Consider the following 14831-nt stretch of genomic DNA (forward strand, 5'->3'; position numbering starts at 1 on the left):
CATGGGCGCTGATGCACAGATTTACGCATTGCCTGCCAAGTGGCGCGGGTGCAGGTTTCGCGGAGTGATCTCGGTCACATTTTTATCTTTCGACTCCTGACATTCTTTATTCAAGAAGGCAGCATCTTTATTTCTGACAATAAGAAAATAAACACTCTCTTAGCTGCATTTAATATCTAAAGTTTTACTGGAGAATAATGAGCAATGGCCGACATCGAAATTCGACAAAAGTCGCCGACGGCGTTCTATATAAAGGTACACGACACGGATAACGTGGCGATTATTGTTAACGACAATGGCCTGAGAGCAGGAACACGCTTCCCCGATGGCCTTGAACTCATCGAACATATTCCCCAGGGCCATAAAGTCGCGCTGGTCGATATCCCTGCCCACGGCGAAATCGTCCGTTACGGGGAGATCATCGGCTACGCCGTGCGTGCGATTCCGCAGGGCAGCTGGATTGAGGAGTCACTCGTTGAACTGCCGAAAGCCCCGCCGCTAAATACTCTGCCGCTGGCAACGCGCGTACCGGAACCGCTGCCGCCGCTGGAAGGCTACACCTTCGAAGGTTATCGCAACAAAGATGGCAGCGTTGGCACCAAAAACCTGCTCGGCATTACGACCAGCGTGCATTGCGTGGCGGGCGTAGTGGATTATGTGGTGAAAATCATCGAACGCGATCTGCTGCCGAAATACCCGAACGTCGACGGCGTGGTGGGTCTGAACCACCTGTACGGCTGCGGCGTGGCGATCAACGCCCCGGCCGCCGTGGTACCCATCCGCACCATCCATAATATCTCCCTCAACCCCAATTTTGGCGGCGAGGTCATGGTGATTGGCCTGGGCTGCGAAAAACTTCAGCCAGAGCGCCTGCTGCAAGGCACTGACGATGTCCAGGCGATTGCCGTGGATGACGCCAGCATTGTGCGTCTGCAGGATGAGCACCACGTTGGCTTTAAATCCATGGTCGACGATATTCTCCAGGTCGCCGTGCGTCACCTGGAAAAACTGAATAAACGCCAGCGCGAAACCTGCCCGGCGTCTGAACTGGTGGTCGGCACCCAGTGCGGCGGCAGCGATGCTTTCTCCGGTGTGACCGCCAACCCGGCGGTCGGCTACGCATCCGACCTGTTTGTGCGCTGCGGTGCTACGGTCATGTTCTCGGAAGTGACCGAAGTACGCGATGCAATTCATCTTCTCACCCCGCGCGCCATCAACGAAGAGGTGGGCAAGCGCCTGCTGGAAGAGATGGCCTGGTACGACAACTATCTCGATATGGGACAGACTGACCGCAGCGCGAACCCGTCGCCGGGTAACAAAAAAGGCGGGCTGGCGAACGTCGTCGAAAAAGCCCTTGGCTCGATTGCGAAATCTGGCCAGAGCGCCATCTCCGAAGTGCTTTCTCCGGGTCAGCGCCCGACCAAACGCGGCCTGATTTATGCCGCTACGCCTGCCAGCGATTTTGTCTGCGGCACGCAGCAGGTGGCATCGGGGATTACGGTGCAAGTGTTCACTACCGGACGCGGCACGCCGTATGGACTGATGGCGGTTCCGGTGATCAAAATGGCGACCCGCACCGAGCTTGCAAACCGCTGGTATGACTTAATGGACATCAACGCCGGGACCATTGCGACGGGTGAAGAGACGATTGAGGACGTGGGCTGGAAGCTGTTCCACTTTATTCTGGATGTCGCGAGTGGCCGTAAAAAAACCTTCTCCGATCAATGGGGATTACACAACCAGCTGGCGGTGTTTAACCCGGCTCCGGTGACCTGATGCCTTGTGCCCGGTAGCGTTACGCTTACCGGGCACAAGGTTTCCATAGGCCGGGAAAGGCACAGACGCCACCCGGCCAGATTTGCGCTCACTCTTTTACCCGCACCACTTCAATCCCCGAACGCTGAAGCTCCTGTAAGCTCTCAGTCGGAATACCTTCGTCGGTGATGATCATATCGATACGCGGGGTGTCGATGATTTTATGCAGGCTTGAGCGATTGAACTTGCTGGAATCGGTCACCACGATTATCCGCTCCGCAACTTCGCACATCTTACGGTTCAGCCGGGCTTCATCTTCATTGTGTGTACTGACGCCACGGTCCGTATCGATAGCATCCACCCCCAGGAACAGCAGATCGAAATGGTAATTTTGCAGCGATTGCTCAGCCTGATCGCCGTAGAACGACTGCGACTGACGACGCAGATGCCCGCCGGTCATCAGCAGCTCGACGCCTTCCGCTTCCAGCAGCGCATTCGCCACGTTCATGCCGTTGGTCATGGCGATCACGTCCGTATGCTGGCGTAACATGCGCGCAATTTCATAGGTCGTGGTGCCGGAGTCGAGAATGATGCGGTGACCCGGTTTGATCAGATTGGCTGCCGCCTGGGCGATGCTGCGTTTGACCGCCGTATTGAGTGAGCTTTTATCTTCGACGGAAGGCTCCAGCCCCGGCGTGTTGCCATCGCAGATCAGCGCGCCGCCGTAGGCACGAACGGCGATACCCTGTTTTTCCAGGAAAGCGAGATCGTTGCGGATCGTCACCGTTGATACGCCATACAGCAGCGAAAGATCGTTCACCTGCACGCTACCCTGCTGCCGCAACCTCTGGATAATTTGTTCACGTCTTTCGCTGGTGCCGGTCACACGTTTCTCCGTGGAGGATTCGGTGCTGCTCATGCGAGCTCCTTTAAGAAAATCTTTCGTTTCATTTCGTTTTATCTATTAACGCCTTTCTTTTAGGGGAATGCAAGCCCCATCCCGCTTCCGACAACCTATTCTCCCCGTGCTGAAACCTTTCATTATGTTTCTTTTGTGAAACAGATCGGAAAACTATTATCTTTCGTTTTATTTTTATAAGACCATAACGCAGTATAAAGTGAAATAAAACGAAAGATTAGCACTCAAACCATCCAACGTGGAGAGGAAAGTGAAACATCTTATTGAAATGGTGGAATTGCACAAAGCAGGCGCAGACAACGGAATTTACGCCGTCTGTTCCGCACATCCACTGGTACTTGAAGCCGCGATTCGCTTCGCTCGCGATCATCACACCGCCCTGCTGGTTGAGGCCACCTCCAACCAGGTGGATCAGTTCGGCGGCTACACGGGTATGACACCCGCCGATTTTCACGCTTTTGTCAGCCAGCTTGCCAGCGGGCTGAATTTCCCCCTGTCGCAGCTGATTTTAGGCGGCGATCATCTCGGCCCTAATCGCTGGCAAAACCTCACCGCCAGTGAAGCGATGGCCAACGCAGACGATCTGATCAAAAGCTACGTGGCCGCCGGGTTCACAAAGATCCACCTCGATTGCAGCATGTCATGCGAGGACGATCCGGTGCCGCTCACGGACGCCATCGTCGCTGAGCGCGCCGCACGGCTGGCGAAGATCGCCGAACAGACCTGCCGCGAGCGCTTTGGTGAGTCAGACCTGGTGTACGTGATTGGCACAGAAGTGCCGGTTCCCGGCGGTGCTCACGAGTCGCTAACCGAACTGGAAGTGACCACACCACAGGCCGCTCGCGCCACGCTGGAAGCCCATCGCCACGCCTTTGAAAAACAGGGGCTGAGCGCAGTCTGGCCACGCATTATCGGGCTGGTTGTGCAGCCTGGGGTTGAGTTCGACCACACCCATGTGATCGACTATTGCCCGGAAAACGCCGTTGCGCTCAGTGAAATGGCAACATCCTGGGATTCACTGGTCTTTGAAGCGCACTCCACCGACTACCAGACGCCACAGGCGCTGCGCCAGCTGGTAAAAGATCACTTTGCGATTTTGAAAGTTGGCCCGGCTCTCACCTTCGCCCTGCGCGAAGCGCTGTTCTCACTCGCCGCTATTGAAGAAGAGCTGCTGCCGGCCAAAGCCAGCTCGGGCCTGCGTCAGGTGCTTGAAAGCGTGATGCTTGACCGCCCGGAATACTGGCAAAGCCACTACCACGGCGACGGCAACGCTCGTCGGCTGGCGCGCGGCTACAGCTATTCGGATCGCGTTCGCTACTACTGGCCGGACAGTCAGATCGACGACGCCTTCGAACGGCTGGTGCGCAATCTGGCGGATGAGCCGATTCCCCTTCCGCTCGTGAGCCAGTACCTGCCGCTGCAATATCGAAAAGTTCGCGAGGAGGCTCTCAAGGCGACGCCGCGGGAACTCATTATCGACCACATTCAGGACATACTGCGCCAGTATCACGCAGCCTGTCAGGGCGCGTCGTCCCAAAACGCATAACAACGAAGAGGATAATGCCATGCCAAACATTGTCTTATGCCGCATCGATGAACGTTTAATCCACGGCCAGGTCGGCGTTCAGTGGGTGGGGTTCGCAGGCGCGAATCTGGTGCTGGTCGCTAATGATGACGTCGCTGAGGATTCGGTCCAGCAAAACCTGATGGAAATGGTGCTGGCGGAGGGGATCGCGGTGCGTTTCTGGTCCCTGCAAAAAGTGATCGACAACATTCATCGCGCCGCCGACCGGCAGAAAATCCTGCTGGTCTGCAAGTCACCGGCCGATTTCCTGACCCTCGTTGAGGGCGGCGTGCCCGTGAAACGTATCAATGTAGGAAACATGCACTACGCCAATGGCAAACAACAAATTGCCAAAACGGTCTCTGTCGACGCCGGTGATATTGCGGCATTTAGCGGCCTGAAAGCCGCCGGAGTGGAATGCTTCGTGCAGGGCATCCCGACAGAACCCGCTTTGGATCTCTTTAAACTACTCTGAGGGATTCACAATGGAAATCAGTCTGTTGCAGGCATTTGCGTTGGGCATTCTCGCCTTTATCGCGGGCCTGGATATGTTCAACGGCTTAACGCATATGCACCGCCCGGTGGTGCTTGGGCCGCTGGTGGGCCTGATTCTGGGCGATCTGCATACGGGTATTCTGACCGGCGGGACGCTGGAATTAGTGTGGATGGGGCTGGCACCGCTGGCGGGCGCGCAACCGCCGAACGTCATTATCGGTACTATTGTCGGGACAACGTTCGCCATTACCACGGGCGTAAAACCGGAAGTCGCAGTTGGTGTGGCGGTGCCGTTCGCTGTTGCGGTTCAGATGGGGATTACTTTCCTGTTCTCGGTCATGTCCGGCGTGATGGCGCGCTGCGACCGGATGGCGGCGAACGCCGACACCAACGGGATCGAGCGGGTGAACTATCTGGCACTCCTGGCACTGGGGATCTTCTATTTTCTTTGCGCATTCCTGCCGATTTACTTCGGGGCAGAGCACGCGAAAACGGCCATTGATGTTCTGCCTGCCCGTCTGATTGACGGTCTCGGCGTGGCAGGCGGCATCATGCCTGCGATTGGTTTTGCCGTGCTGCTGAAAATCATGATGAAAAACGTCTACATCCCCTATTTCATCCTTGGTTTTGTCGCCGCCGCCTGGCTCAAACTGCCTGTGCTGGCCATTGCTGCAGCAGCGCTGGCGATGGCGCTGATCGATTTTCTGCGTAAATCACCTGAACCGGCCACGCCGGTCGCCCAGAAAGAGGAATTCGAAGATGGCATCTAATCAAACCACCCTGCCGACCGTCTCCGAAACCGACGAGACGCTTCTGTCCGGCGTGAACGAAAATATCTATGAAGATCAGACTATCGGCGCGGAGCTGACGAAAAAGGATATCAACCGTGTGGCCTGGCGTTCGATGCTGCTGCAGGCATCGTTCAACTACGAGCGTATGCAGGCCTCAGGCTGGCTGTACGGCCTGCTTCCGGCGCTGAAAAAAATCCACAGCAACAAACGCGATCTGGCGCGCGCCATGAAGGGCCACATGGGGTTCTTCAACACCCATCCGTTCCTGGTGACCTTTGTGATCGGCATTATTCTCGCGATGGAGCGCTCGAAGCAGGACGTGAACAGCATTCAGAGCACCAAGATTGCGGTGGGCGCGCCGCTCGGCGGGATTGGTGATGCCATGTTCTGGCTGACGCTGCTGCCGATTTGCGGCGGTATCGGCGCCAGTCTTGCGCTGCAAGGCTCAATTCTTGGCGCAGTCGTGTTTATTGTGATGTTCAACGTGGTACATCTGGGTCTACGTTTTGGTCTGGCCCACTATGCTTATCGTATGGGCGTTGCCGCCATTCCATTGATTAAAGCCAACACCAAAAAGGTCGGCCACGCGGCTTCCATCGTCGGGATGACCGTAATTGGTGCGCTGGTTGCCACCTATGTGCGCCTGAATACCACGCTTGAGATCACCGCAGGGGACGCGGTGGTGAAACTGCAAACCGACGTGATCGACAAGCTGATGCCTGCGTTTCTGCCGCTGGTCTACACCCTGACCATGTTCTGGCTGGTCCGCCGTGGCTGGAGCCCGTTGCGCCTCATCGGCATTACGGTGGTGCTTGGTGTGGTAGGTAAATTCTGTCACTTCCTGTGAATACAAAGAGGTCTAAGATGTTAAGCATTATTTTGACGGGCCACGGTGGGTTTGCCAGCGGGCTGGAAAAAGCGATGAAGCAGATCCTCGGTGAGCAGGAGCAGTTTGTCGCCATCGACTTTCCCGAAACGTCCACCACTGCCCTGCTAACCTCGCAGCTGGAACGGGCGATCGCCGATTTGGGTGATGCGGAAGATATCGTCTTTCTGACCGATCTGCTGGGCGGTACGCCTTTCCGCGTGGCCTCCACCATGGCAATGGAAAAGCCGGGCTGGGAAGTGATCACTGGCACCAATTTGCAGCTGCTGCTGGAGATGGTGATGGAGCGCGACGGCCTGAGCAGCGAAGCCTTTCGCTTACAGGCGCTGGAGTGCGGGCATCGCGGCCTGACGAGTCTGGTGGATGAGCTGGGGCGCTGTCGGGATGAAAAGCCCGTTGAGGAAGGGATCTAACGCCAACTTTTTCATTTCATTCAGGGCAGGCTCTCCCCCTTAGCCCTTTCATTGTGTGTCGCCTTGGCCTTCGGTGAATATCCGCAAGGCCTTTCTTTTCCTTTCGTCATCATATCGCGCAGGACATTTACTTTTAAAATATTACTTATGTATCAATGCAATGGGGGAAATTGCGTGTCTCTTTGATCACACTTTTCGTTTTATTTCTTTTTGTTTATTGATCTTTCGTTTTCCTTTCGATAGATTTTAATCAATCGAACAAGTGAAACGAAACGAAAGGCAAAAGTGACTGCACTGGCGTCTGACGTGGGTTTCACCTTACTAAGGACTGCGTTATGTCAGAAAGCCAAACCGCCACCGGCACCTGGACGGAAAAAGAGATCCGTCAGCAACCCGACTGCTGGAGCCGTTCCCTTAAAAATATCGCCAATATCCGACAGACTCTCGATCGCTTCCTCTCTCCGTTGCTGCAAAAAGACGATCTGCGGATCGTTCTGACGGGAGCGGGAACATCCGCATTTATCGGCGACATTATCGCCCCATGGCTTTCGCGCCACACCGGGAAAAATTTTACGGCGATTCCCACCACCGATCTGGTAACGAATCCGATGGATTATCTGAATCCTGCGCATCCTTTACTGCTGGTCTCGTTCGCCCGTTCCGGCAACAGCCCGGAAAGCGTGGCCGCCGTCGAGCTGGCAAATCAGTTCGTCCCTGCGTGCTATCACCTGACGATCACCTGCAACGAAGCCGGTAGCCTGTACCAAACCGCCGTCGCCAGCGATAACGCCTTTGCCCTGCTGATGCCTGCTGAAACGCACGATCGCGGATTCGCCATGACCAGCAGCATCACCACCATGATGGCGAGCTGCCTCGCGGTGTTCGCACCGGATACGATCAACTGTCACACCTTCCAGGACGTGGCGGATCGCTGCCAGTCGATCCTCGCCTCGCTAACCGATTTCAGTCACGGCGTGTTCGGTGATAAGCCCTGGAAGCGTATCGTCTATCTCGGCAGCGGCGGATTACAAGCGGCAGCTCGGGAATCGGCGCTCAAAGTGCTGGAGCTTACCGCCGGGAAAGTGGTCGCGTTTTACGACTCCCCGACCGGGTTCCGTCACGGCCCGAAATCGCTGGTCGATAACGAAACGCTGGTGGTGCTGTTTATTTCCAGCCATCCGTATACGCGCCAGTACGATCTTGATCTGCTGGAAGAACTGCGCCGCGACGGCCAGGCCATGCATGTGGTCGCCATCGCCGCCGATCGCGATCCGGTGATCGACGCTGGCCCTTACATTCTGCTGCCCGCCTCGCGTGACTTTATCGACGTGGAACTGGCCTTTTGTTTCCTGATCTACGCCCAGGTCTTTGCCCTGACCCAGTCGATTAGCGTCGGCAATACCCCGGACACCCCATCCGCTAGCGGTACCGTCAACCGCGTAGTGCAAGGCGTTGTGATTCACCCGTGGTCAGCCCAAAGGAGCGCATCATGAGCATTATCTCCACCAAATATCTTCTTCAGGATGCCCAGGCAAAAGGGTATGCCGTTCCTGCGTTTAACATCCATAACGCCGAGACGATCCAGGCGATCCTCGAAGTGTGCAGCGAAATGCGATCGCCGGTGATCCTCGCCGGAACGCCCGGCACTTATAAACATATCGCCTTCGAAGAGATCTACGCCCTGTGCAGCGCCTACTCCATCAGCTACGACATGCCGCTGGCGCTGCATCTCGATCACCACGAATCACTGGACGATATTCGTCGCAAGGTCAATGCGGGCGTGCGCAGCGCGATGATTGACGGCAGTCATTACCCGTTTGAGCAGAACGTGAAGCTGGTGAAATCGGTGGTGGATTTCTGCCATCTCAATGATTGCAGCGTCGAGGCAGAGCTGGGACGGCTGGGCGGTGTGGAAGACGACATGAGCGTGGACGCAGAGAGCGCATTTCTGACGGACCCGCAGGAAGCGAAACGCTTTGTCGAACTGACCGGCGTCGACAGCCTCGCAGTGGCAATCGGCACGGCGCATGGGCTGTACACCAAAACGCCGAAAATTGATTTCAAACGCCTCGGTGAAATCCGCGACGTGGTGGATATTCCGCTGGTGCTGCACGGCGCGAGCGATGTGCCGGATGAATATGTGCGTCGCACTATTGAGCTTGGCGTATGCAAGGTGAATGTGGCGACAGAACTGAAAATCGCGTTTTCCGCGGCGGTCAAAGAGTGGTTTCGCGAAAATCCGCAGGGTAACGATCCGCGTTACTACATGCGAGTGGGTATGGACGCCATGAAAGAGGTGGTAAAAAACAAAATAAACGTCTGCGGATCGGCCAACAAGCTGGTGCTCGATTCCGCCACCGTTTGATAAAGACAACAACACTCACAACTCAACATCGGCAGGAAGGAAGACTATGAGCAGTCCCAATATCTTATTGACCCGTATCGATAATCGTCTGGTGCATGGTCAGGTTGGTGTGACATGGACGTCGACCATCGGAGCCAATTTGTTGATCGTCGTTGACGATGAGGTCGCCAAAGACGAGATCCAGCAAAAACTGATGGGCATCACCGCCGATACCTATGGATTTGGTATCCGCTTTTTCTCCATCGAGAAGACTATCGCCATCATTGAAAAAGCCGCGCCGCACCAGAAAATTTTCCTGATTTGCCGCACGCCGGACATCGTCAGGAAACTGATTGAAGGCGGCGTGCCGCTGAAGGATGTCAACGTCGGCAATATGCACTTCTCGGAGGGGAAACGGCAGATCAGCAGCAAAGTGTATGTCGACGAACAGGATCTCGACGATCTGCGCTTCATCAAGCACAGCGGCGTGAATCTTTTTATCCAGGATGTTCCCGGTGATGCGAAAGAGGGCATCCCCGATTAGTGGCAGTGTCTCGACATTCAAATAGCTGAAGTCATCATTACGAGGCAAAAAAATGCACGAAATAACATTGATTCAGGGGATATCCCTGGCGGCTTTAGTATTTTTTCTAGGGATAGATTTCTGGCTGGAAGCACTGTTTCTGTTTCGTCCCATCATCGTTTGTACCCTCACCGGGGCGATTCTGGGTGATATCCACATCGGCTTAATTACCGGCGGTTTGACGGAGCTGGCGTTCGCCGGTTTAACCCCTGCTGGCGGTGTGCAGCCGCCGAACCCGATTATGGCCGGGGTGATGACCACCGTCATTGCCTGGTCCACCGGGGTCGATGCCAAAACCGCTATTGGTCTTGGGCTGCCGTTTAGCCTGCTGATGCAGTATGTGATTCTGTTTTTCTATTCAGCGTTCTCGCTGTTTATGTCGAAGGCCGATAAGTACGCGAAAGAGACCAACACCGCCGCTTTCGCCCGTCTGAACTGGACAACGACGCTGATTGTCGCCTGCACTTACGCCGTCATTACCTTCCTTTGCACTTACCTGGCGCAAGGAGCCATGCAGGCGCTGGTCAAAGCGATGCCTGCCTGGCTTACCCACGGCTTTGAAGTCGCGGGCGGCATCCTGCCTGCGGTCGGCTTCGGCCTGCTGCTGCGCGTGATGTTCAAGGCGCAGTACATTCCGTATCTCATCGCCGGGTTCTTGTTTGTCTGTTATATCCAGGTGAGCAACCTGCTGCCGGTGGCCGTGCTGGGGGCCGGATTTGCGGTGTATGAGTTCTTTAACGCTAAAGCCAAAAACGCCGCACAGCCCGCTGTCACTGCTGCGAAAAAAGATGAAGAGGATTACAGCAATGGGATCTGAAATCAGTAAAAAAGACATTACCCGCCTTGGCTTTCGCTCCTCTCTGCTGCAGGCGAGCTTTAACTACGAACGCATGCAGGCGGGCGGTTTTACCTGGGCGATGTTGCCGATCCTGAAGAAGATCTACAAAGGCGACAAAGAAGGGTTAAGCGCGGCGATGAAGGATCATCTGGAATTTATCAACACTCACCCGAATCTGGTGGGGTTCCTGATGGGCCTGTTGATATCCATGGAGGAGAAAGGCGAAAACCGCAGCACCATTAAAGGGCTGAAAGTGGCGCTGTTTGGCCCTATTGCCGGAATTGGCGACGCGATTTTCTGGTTTACGCTGCTGCCGATTATGGCCGGGATTTGTTCGTCGTTTGCCAGCCAGGGCAACCTGCTGGGACCGATACTGTTCTTCGCCGTTTACCTTGCGATCTTCTTCCTGCGCGTAGGCTGGACGCACGTCGGGTATACGGTGGGGATCAAAGCGATCGATAAGGTGCGAGAAAATTCACAGATGATCGCCCGGTCGGCAACCATTCTTGGGATCACGGTGATCGGCGGGCTGATAGCCTCGTACGTGCACATCAACGTTGTCACCAGCTTTGCCATCGATGCCACTCACAGCGTGGCGCTGCAAAAGGACTTCTTCGACAAGGTGTTCCCGAACATTTTGCCGATGGGCTATACCCTGCTGATGTACTACCTGCTGCGGGTCAAGAAAGCGCATCCGGTACTGCTGATTGCCGTCACTTTTGTGCTGGCAATTGCGGGGTCGGGATTGGGGATTTTGTAACTATGAGCGTGCCGGGCATAGCTATGCTTGCCCGGCCAACAACGGGATTATTCCCCCTGCTGCTCCAGGGCATGCTTATACAGCGCATTCTTTTTCACGCCGTGGATTTCGGCGGCGAGGGCGGCGGCTTTTTTCAGCGGCAGTTCCGTTTGCAGGAGCGCCAGAGTGCGCAGCGCTTCGGCAGGTAGCGCCTCTTCTTGCGCTTTATGGCCTTCGACGATCAGTACCATCTCCCCTTTGCGGCGGTTCTCGTCCTCTTTCACCCATGCCAGCAGCTCACCGACCGGTGCGCCGTGGATGTTTTCCCAGGTTTTGGTCAGCTCGCGGGCCAGCACCACGTAGCGAGACTCCCCCCAGACGGCAACCATATCTTCTAAACTGTCCAGCAGACGGTGGGTTGATTCATAGAAAATCAGCGTGCGCGGTTCAGCTTCGAGATCCTTCAGGACGTCGCGACGGCCTTTGGATTTTGCCGGTAAGAAACCTTCGTAACAGAAGCGGTCGGATGGCAGGCCCGCCGCGCTTAAAGCGGCAATCGCTGCGCACGGGCCCGGCAGCGGCACCACGCGGATACCCGCTTCGCGGCAGGTACGCACCAGGTGATAGCCCGGATCGTTGATCAGCGGCGTCCCTGCATCGGACACCAGCGCGATAGTCATCCCTTCTTTCAGTTTAGCCACCAGCGATTCGGCTTTTTGTTGCTCATTGTGATCGTGCAAGGCAAACATTTTGGCGCTGATCGCGAAATGTTGCAGCAGCAGGCCAGTATGGCGGGTATCTTCAGCGGCAATTAAATCAACAGCTTGTAAAACGGTGAGCGCACGTTGGGTAATATCAGACAAATTCCCGATAGGAGTAGGTACAATATAAAGCTGGCCTTGAGAATTATCTGCCGTTTCGTGTTGTTTCATTGTTTAGTCCGTATTGCCGATTTAATATTGAGCATTGCCTAAAAAATATCACTGGATACAGTATGGTACCCTTAACGTTTCTTCGAACAAAAGCTTCGCGCAGCCTGCCCATTGTGCTGGCAGCGCTGATTTTCGCAGGCTGTGGCACTCAGGCGCCCGATCAGACTGCTGCCCATATGCAGGGTACTGCGCAGGCTGATTCTGGCTATTATCTGCAACAAATGTCGCAAAGCTCAGATGATACCAAGACCAACTGGCAATTACTTGCCATTCGTTCACTGCTGAAAGAAGGCAAAACGCAGCAGGCGGTCGATCTGTATAACCAGCTGCCGCAGGAACTCAACGATACCCAGCGCCGCGAACAGACTCTGCTGTCGGCCGAAGTGAAAACCGCGCAGAAAGATTACGCGGCGGCGAAAAAGATCCTCGCCGATATCGACGTGAAAGCGCTGGATAACAACCAACAGGCACGCTACTGGCAGGCGATCATCGCCGCCGAACAGGGCCGCCCTTCGCTGGCCCTGCTCCGCGCGCTGATTGCGCAAGAGCCGCTGCTGAGCGGCGATGCCAGGCAGAAAAATATCGATGCCACCTGGCAGGCGCTTTCCGCGATGACGCCGGAACAGGCGCAAACGCTGGTGATCAACGCCGACGAAAACGTACTCCAGGGCTGGCTGGATTTGCAGCAGATGTGGTTCAACAACCGCAGCGATCCGAAAATGCTCAAAGCCGGGATCACCGACTGGCAGACTCGTTATCCGCAAAATCCAGGCGCGAAAATGCTGCCAACGCAGCTGGTGAACGTGCAGAACTTCAAACCGGCTTCCGTTAATAAAATCGCCCTGTTACTGCCCCTGAATGGGCAGGCGGCGGTGTTTGGTCGCACCATTCAGCAGGGCTTTGAAGCGGCGAAAAACGGCACCACCGCCGTTGCGGGGAACGCCGTCCCGGCACAGGCTGCGCAGGCCGCCAACGTCAATGACGTGATTAGCCCATCAGCGGCGGAAACCAGTGATTTAACGACCTCGCAAGCGCCTGCCCAGGGCACGATGCAGAATCCAGTCACGGCGCCAACCACGCCTCCGGCGGCTGCACCCGAAGCGCAGGAACAGACTCCGGCGCAAGCGCCAGCAGCCCCGGCAACCGATGCCGCTGTCACTGCCCCGCAAACCACCGCACCGGAACAGCAGCCTGCCGCTCAGCCACAGGCCGTTGCGCCCACCACCGCAAATCCAGGCGCCGAACTGAAGATTTACGACACCAGCTCACAGCCGATCGATCAGGTTCTGGCGCAGGTTCAGCAGGACGGTGCAAGCATTGTGGTCGGCCCGCTGCTGAAGAATAACGTTGAAGAGCTGATGAAGAGCAACACCACGCTGAACGTGCTGGCCCTCAATCAACCTGAGCAAGTGCAAAACCGCGCGAACATTTGCTATTTCGCACTTTCGCCGGAAGATGAGGCGCGTGACGCCGCGCGTCATATCCACGAACAGGGGAAACAGGCTCCGCTGCTGCTGACGCCGCGTAGCGCTCTCGGCGATCGCGTGGCGAATGCGTTTGCTCAGGAGTGGCAACAGCTGGGCGGCAGCGTGGTACTGCAGCAGAAATTCGGTTCGACGTCTGAACTGCGTGCAGGCGTCAACGGCGGTTCCGGTATCGCTCTGACCGGCAGCCCGATTTCGGCCAGCCTGCCTCAGCAGCAGAGCGTCACCATCGGCGGCCTGACCATCCCGGCTCCGCCGACTGATGCGCAAATCAGCGGTGGCGGTAAAGTGGACGCCGCATACATTGTCGCCACGCCAGAAGAGATTGCCTTTATCAAGCCGATGATTGCGATGCGTAACGGTAGCCAGAGCGGTGTAACCTTGTATGCCAGCTCACGCAGCGCGCAAGGTACGGCCGGCCCGGACTTCCGTCTGGAGATGGACGGCCTGCAGTACAGCGAAATTCCAATGCTTGCGGGCAGCAATCCGGCCCTGATGCAGCAGGCGCTGAGCAGCGTGCGTAACGATTACTCCCTCGCACGTCTTTATGCGATGGGCGTGGATGCGTGGGCGCTGGCGAACCACTTTACCCAGATGCGTCAGGTGCCGGGCTTTGAGCTTAACGGCAACACCGGCGATCTCACCGCGACCCAGGATTGCGTGATTAACAGGAAGTTATCATGGCTCAAATACCAGCAGGGGCAGATCGTCCCGGCGAGTTAAGCCGTAAACAGACGGGCGACGCGTGGGAATTAACAGCGCGTCGCTGGCTGGAAGGCAAAGGACTGCGCTTTATCGCCGCCAACGTTCGTGGACGGGGCGGCGAAATTGATCTGATCATGAAAGAGGGTCAGGTCACCGTGTTTATTGAAGTCCGTTTCCGACAGTCGTCCCGCTTTGGTGGCGCTGCCGCCAGCGTGACGCTCGCCAAACAACGTAAATTATTACAAACTGCCCACTTGTGGCTCGCCCGCCATAATGGGAGTTTTGATACTGTGGATTGCCGGTTCGATGTGGTAGCCTTCACCGGAAACGACGTAGAATGGCTTAAAAACGCCTTTGGCGAAGACGTCTAAAACAAAGTTTTA

At 56.0% G+C, this 14831-nt stretch carries 15 protein-coding genes; 13 read left to right on the top strand and 2 right to left on the bottom strand.

Features of this window, described 5'->3' with window-relative positions; genetic code table 11:
- Positions 1–204: 204 nt before the first annotated feature.
- Entirely contained in the window at positions 205–1776 is a 1572-nt protein-coding gene (gene garD, locus F153LOC_RS08985) for a galactarate dehydratase (RefSeq protein WP_102105464.1), read from the top strand.
- An 88-nt stretch (positions 1777–1864) separates the two neighbouring features.
- Here garD and F153LOC_RS08990 read toward each other — a convergent pair whose 3' ends face one another.
- Positions 1865–2674: a DeoR family transcriptional regulator gene (locus F153LOC_RS08990; RefSeq protein ID WP_102105465.1), complete on the bottom strand. Its 810-nt coding sequence runs from the start codon at positions 2672–2674 to the stop codon at positions 1865–1867.
- Between the two features lie 250 nt (positions 2675–2924).
- Between F153LOC_RS08990 and kbaZ the strand changes: the two genes are divergently transcribed.
- The 10 genes from kbaZ to agaD all read left to right on the top strand — a co-directional run bounded on the left by kbaZ (position 2925) and on the right by agaD (position 11348).
- Positions 2925–4220 (top strand): tagatose-bisphosphate aldolase subunit KbaZ, encoded by a 1296-nt coding sequence (kbaZ, locus tag F153LOC_RS09000; RefSeq protein ID WP_102105466.1) that lies wholly within the window; start codon positions 2925–2927, stop codon positions 4218–4220.
- 19 nt (positions 4221–4239) lie between these two features.
- Positions 4240–4713: a PTS N-acetylgalactosamine transporter subunit IIB gene (gene agaV, locus F153LOC_RS09005; RefSeq protein ID WP_102105467.1), complete on the top strand. Its 474-nt coding sequence runs from the start codon at positions 4240–4242 to the stop codon at positions 4711–4713.
- Between the two features lie 10 nt (positions 4714–4723).
- Positions 4724–5503: a PTS N-acetylgalactosamine transporter subunit IIC gene (gene agaW, locus F153LOC_RS09010; RefSeq protein ID WP_102105468.1), complete on the top strand. Its 780-nt coding sequence runs from the start codon at positions 4724–4726 to the stop codon at positions 5501–5503.
- Positions 5493–6371: a PTS N-acetylgalactosamine transporter subunit IID gene (agaE, locus tag F153LOC_RS09015; protein WP_100778781.1), complete on the top strand. Its 879-nt coding sequence runs from the start codon at positions 5493–5495 to the stop codon at positions 6369–6371. Before agaW ends, agaE begins: the two co-directional genes overlap by 11 nt.
- Positions 6372–6388: 17 nt before the next feature.
- Positions 6389–6823, top strand: coding sequence for a PTS galactosamine/N-acetylgalactosamine transporter subunit IIA (gene agaF, locus F153LOC_RS09020; RefSeq protein WP_100778780.1), 435 nt, complete (start codon positions 6389–6391; stop codon positions 6821–6823).
- Positions 6824–7158: 335 nt separating this feature from the next.
- On the top strand, positions 7159–8316 hold the full coding sequence (locus tag F153LOC_RS09025) for an SIS domain-containing protein (protein ID WP_102105469.1): 1158 nt from the start codon (positions 7159–7161) through the stop codon (positions 8314–8316).
- Positions 8313–9188: a tagatose-bisphosphate aldolase subunit KbaY gene (gene kbaY, locus F153LOC_RS09030; protein ID WP_102105470.1), complete on the top strand. Its 876-nt coding sequence runs from the start codon at positions 8313–8315 to the stop codon at positions 9186–9188. The genes F153LOC_RS09025 and kbaY overlap by 4 nt, the downstream gene beginning before the upstream one ends.
- Before the next feature lie 46 nt (positions 9189–9234).
- On the top strand, positions 9235–9711 hold the full coding sequence (agaB, locus tag F153LOC_RS09035; RefSeq protein ID WP_100778777.1) for a PTS galactosamine transporter subunit IIB: 477 nt from the start codon (positions 9235–9237) through the stop codon (positions 9709–9711).
- A 52-nt stretch (positions 9712–9763) separates the two neighbouring features.
- Positions 9764–10567 (top strand): PTS galactosamine transporter subunit IIC, encoded by an 804-nt coding sequence (gene agaC, locus F153LOC_RS09040; protein WP_100778776.1) that lies wholly within the window; start codon positions 9764–9766, stop codon positions 10565–10567.
- Complete coding sequence (agaD, locus tag F153LOC_RS09045) at positions 10557–11348, top strand: PTS galactosamine transporter subunit IID (RefSeq protein ID WP_102105471.1); 792 nt, start codon at positions 10557–10559, stop codon at positions 11346–11348. The genes agaC and agaD overlap by 11 nt, the downstream gene beginning before the upstream one ends.
- Before the next feature lie 47 nt (positions 11349–11395).
- Here agaD and rsmI read toward each other — a convergent pair whose 3' ends face one another.
- On the bottom strand, positions 11396–12259 hold the full coding sequence (gene rsmI / locus F153LOC_RS09050) for a 16S rRNA (cytidine(1402)-2'-O)-methyltransferase (protein ID WP_102105472.1): 864 nt from the start codon (positions 12257–12259) through the stop codon (positions 11396–11398).
- A gap of 62 nt (positions 12260–12321) precedes the next feature.
- On the opposite strand from rsmI, the gene F153LOC_RS09055 reads away from it, so the two are divergent.
- Together F153LOC_RS09055 and F153LOC_RS09060 are read left to right on the top strand one after the other, a co-directional pair.
- Positions 12322–14466, top strand: coding sequence for a penicillin-binding protein activator (locus tag F153LOC_RS09055; protein ID WP_102105473.1), 2145 nt, complete (start codon positions 12322–12324; stop codon positions 14464–14466).
- Positions 14424–14819 (top strand): YraN family protein, encoded by a 396-nt coding sequence (locus F153LOC_RS09060; RefSeq protein ID WP_100778771.1) that lies wholly within the window; start codon positions 14424–14426, stop codon positions 14817–14819. Before F153LOC_RS09055 ends, F153LOC_RS09060 begins: the two co-directional genes overlap by 43 nt.
- Positions 14820–14831 lie beyond the last annotated feature (12 nt).

The organism is Lelliottia sp. F153 (assembly GCF_002870005.1).
GTDB classification, from domain to species: domain Bacteria; phylum Pseudomonadota; class Gammaproteobacteria; order Enterobacterales; family Enterobacteriaceae; genus Enterobacter; species Enterobacter nimipressuralis.

Bases quoted from the DNA above. Each gene is read 5' to 3' on its own strand.
- garD (WP_102105464.1), top strand. From the start codon at position 205: ATGGCCGACATCGAAATTCGACAAAAGTCGCCGACGGCGTTCTATATA.
- F153LOC_RS08990 (WP_102105465.1), bottom strand. From the start codon at position 2,674: ATGAGCAGCACCGAATCCTCCACGGAGAAACGTGTGACCGGCACCAGC.
- agaV (WP_102105467.1), top strand. From the start codon at position 4,240: ATGCCAAACATTGTCTTATGCCGCATCGATGAACGTTTAATCCACGGC.
- agaW (WP_102105468.1), top strand. From the start codon at position 4,724: ATGGAAATCAGTCTGTTGCAGGCATTTGCGTTGGGCATTCTCGCCTTT.
- agaE (WP_100778781.1), top strand. From the start codon at position 5,493: ATGGCATCTAATCAAACCACCCTGCCGACCGTCTCCGAAACCGACGAG.
- agaF (WP_100778780.1), top strand. From the start codon at position 6,389: ATGTTAAGCATTATTTTGACGGGCCACGGTGGGTTTGCCAGCGGGCTG.
- F153LOC_RS09025 (WP_102105469.1), top strand. From the start codon at position 7,159: ATGTCAGAAAGCCAAACCGCCACCGGCACCTGGACGGAAAAAGAGATC.
- kbaY (WP_102105470.1), top strand. From the start codon at position 8,313: ATGAGCATTATCTCCACCAAATATCTTCTTCAGGATGCCCAGGCAAAA.
- agaB (WP_100778777.1), top strand. From the start codon at position 9,235: ATGAGCAGTCCCAATATCTTATTGACCCGTATCGATAATCGTCTGGTG.
- agaC (WP_100778776.1), top strand. From the start codon at position 9,764: ATGCACGAAATAACATTGATTCAGGGGATATCCCTGGCGGCTTTAGTA.
- agaD (WP_102105471.1), top strand. From the start codon at position 10,557: ATGGGATCTGAAATCAGTAAAAAAGACATTACCCGCCTTGGCTTTCGC.
- rsmI (WP_102105472.1), bottom strand. From the start codon at position 12,259: ATGAAACAACACGAAACGGCAGATAATTCTCAAGGCCAGCTTTATATT.
- F153LOC_RS09055 (WP_102105473.1), top strand. From the start codon at position 12,322: ATGGTACCCTTAACGTTTCTTCGAACAAAAGCTTCGCGCAGCCTGCCC.
- F153LOC_RS09060 (WP_100778771.1), top strand. From the start codon at position 14,424: ATGGCTCAAATACCAGCAGGGGCAGATCGTCCCGGCGAGTTAAGCCGT.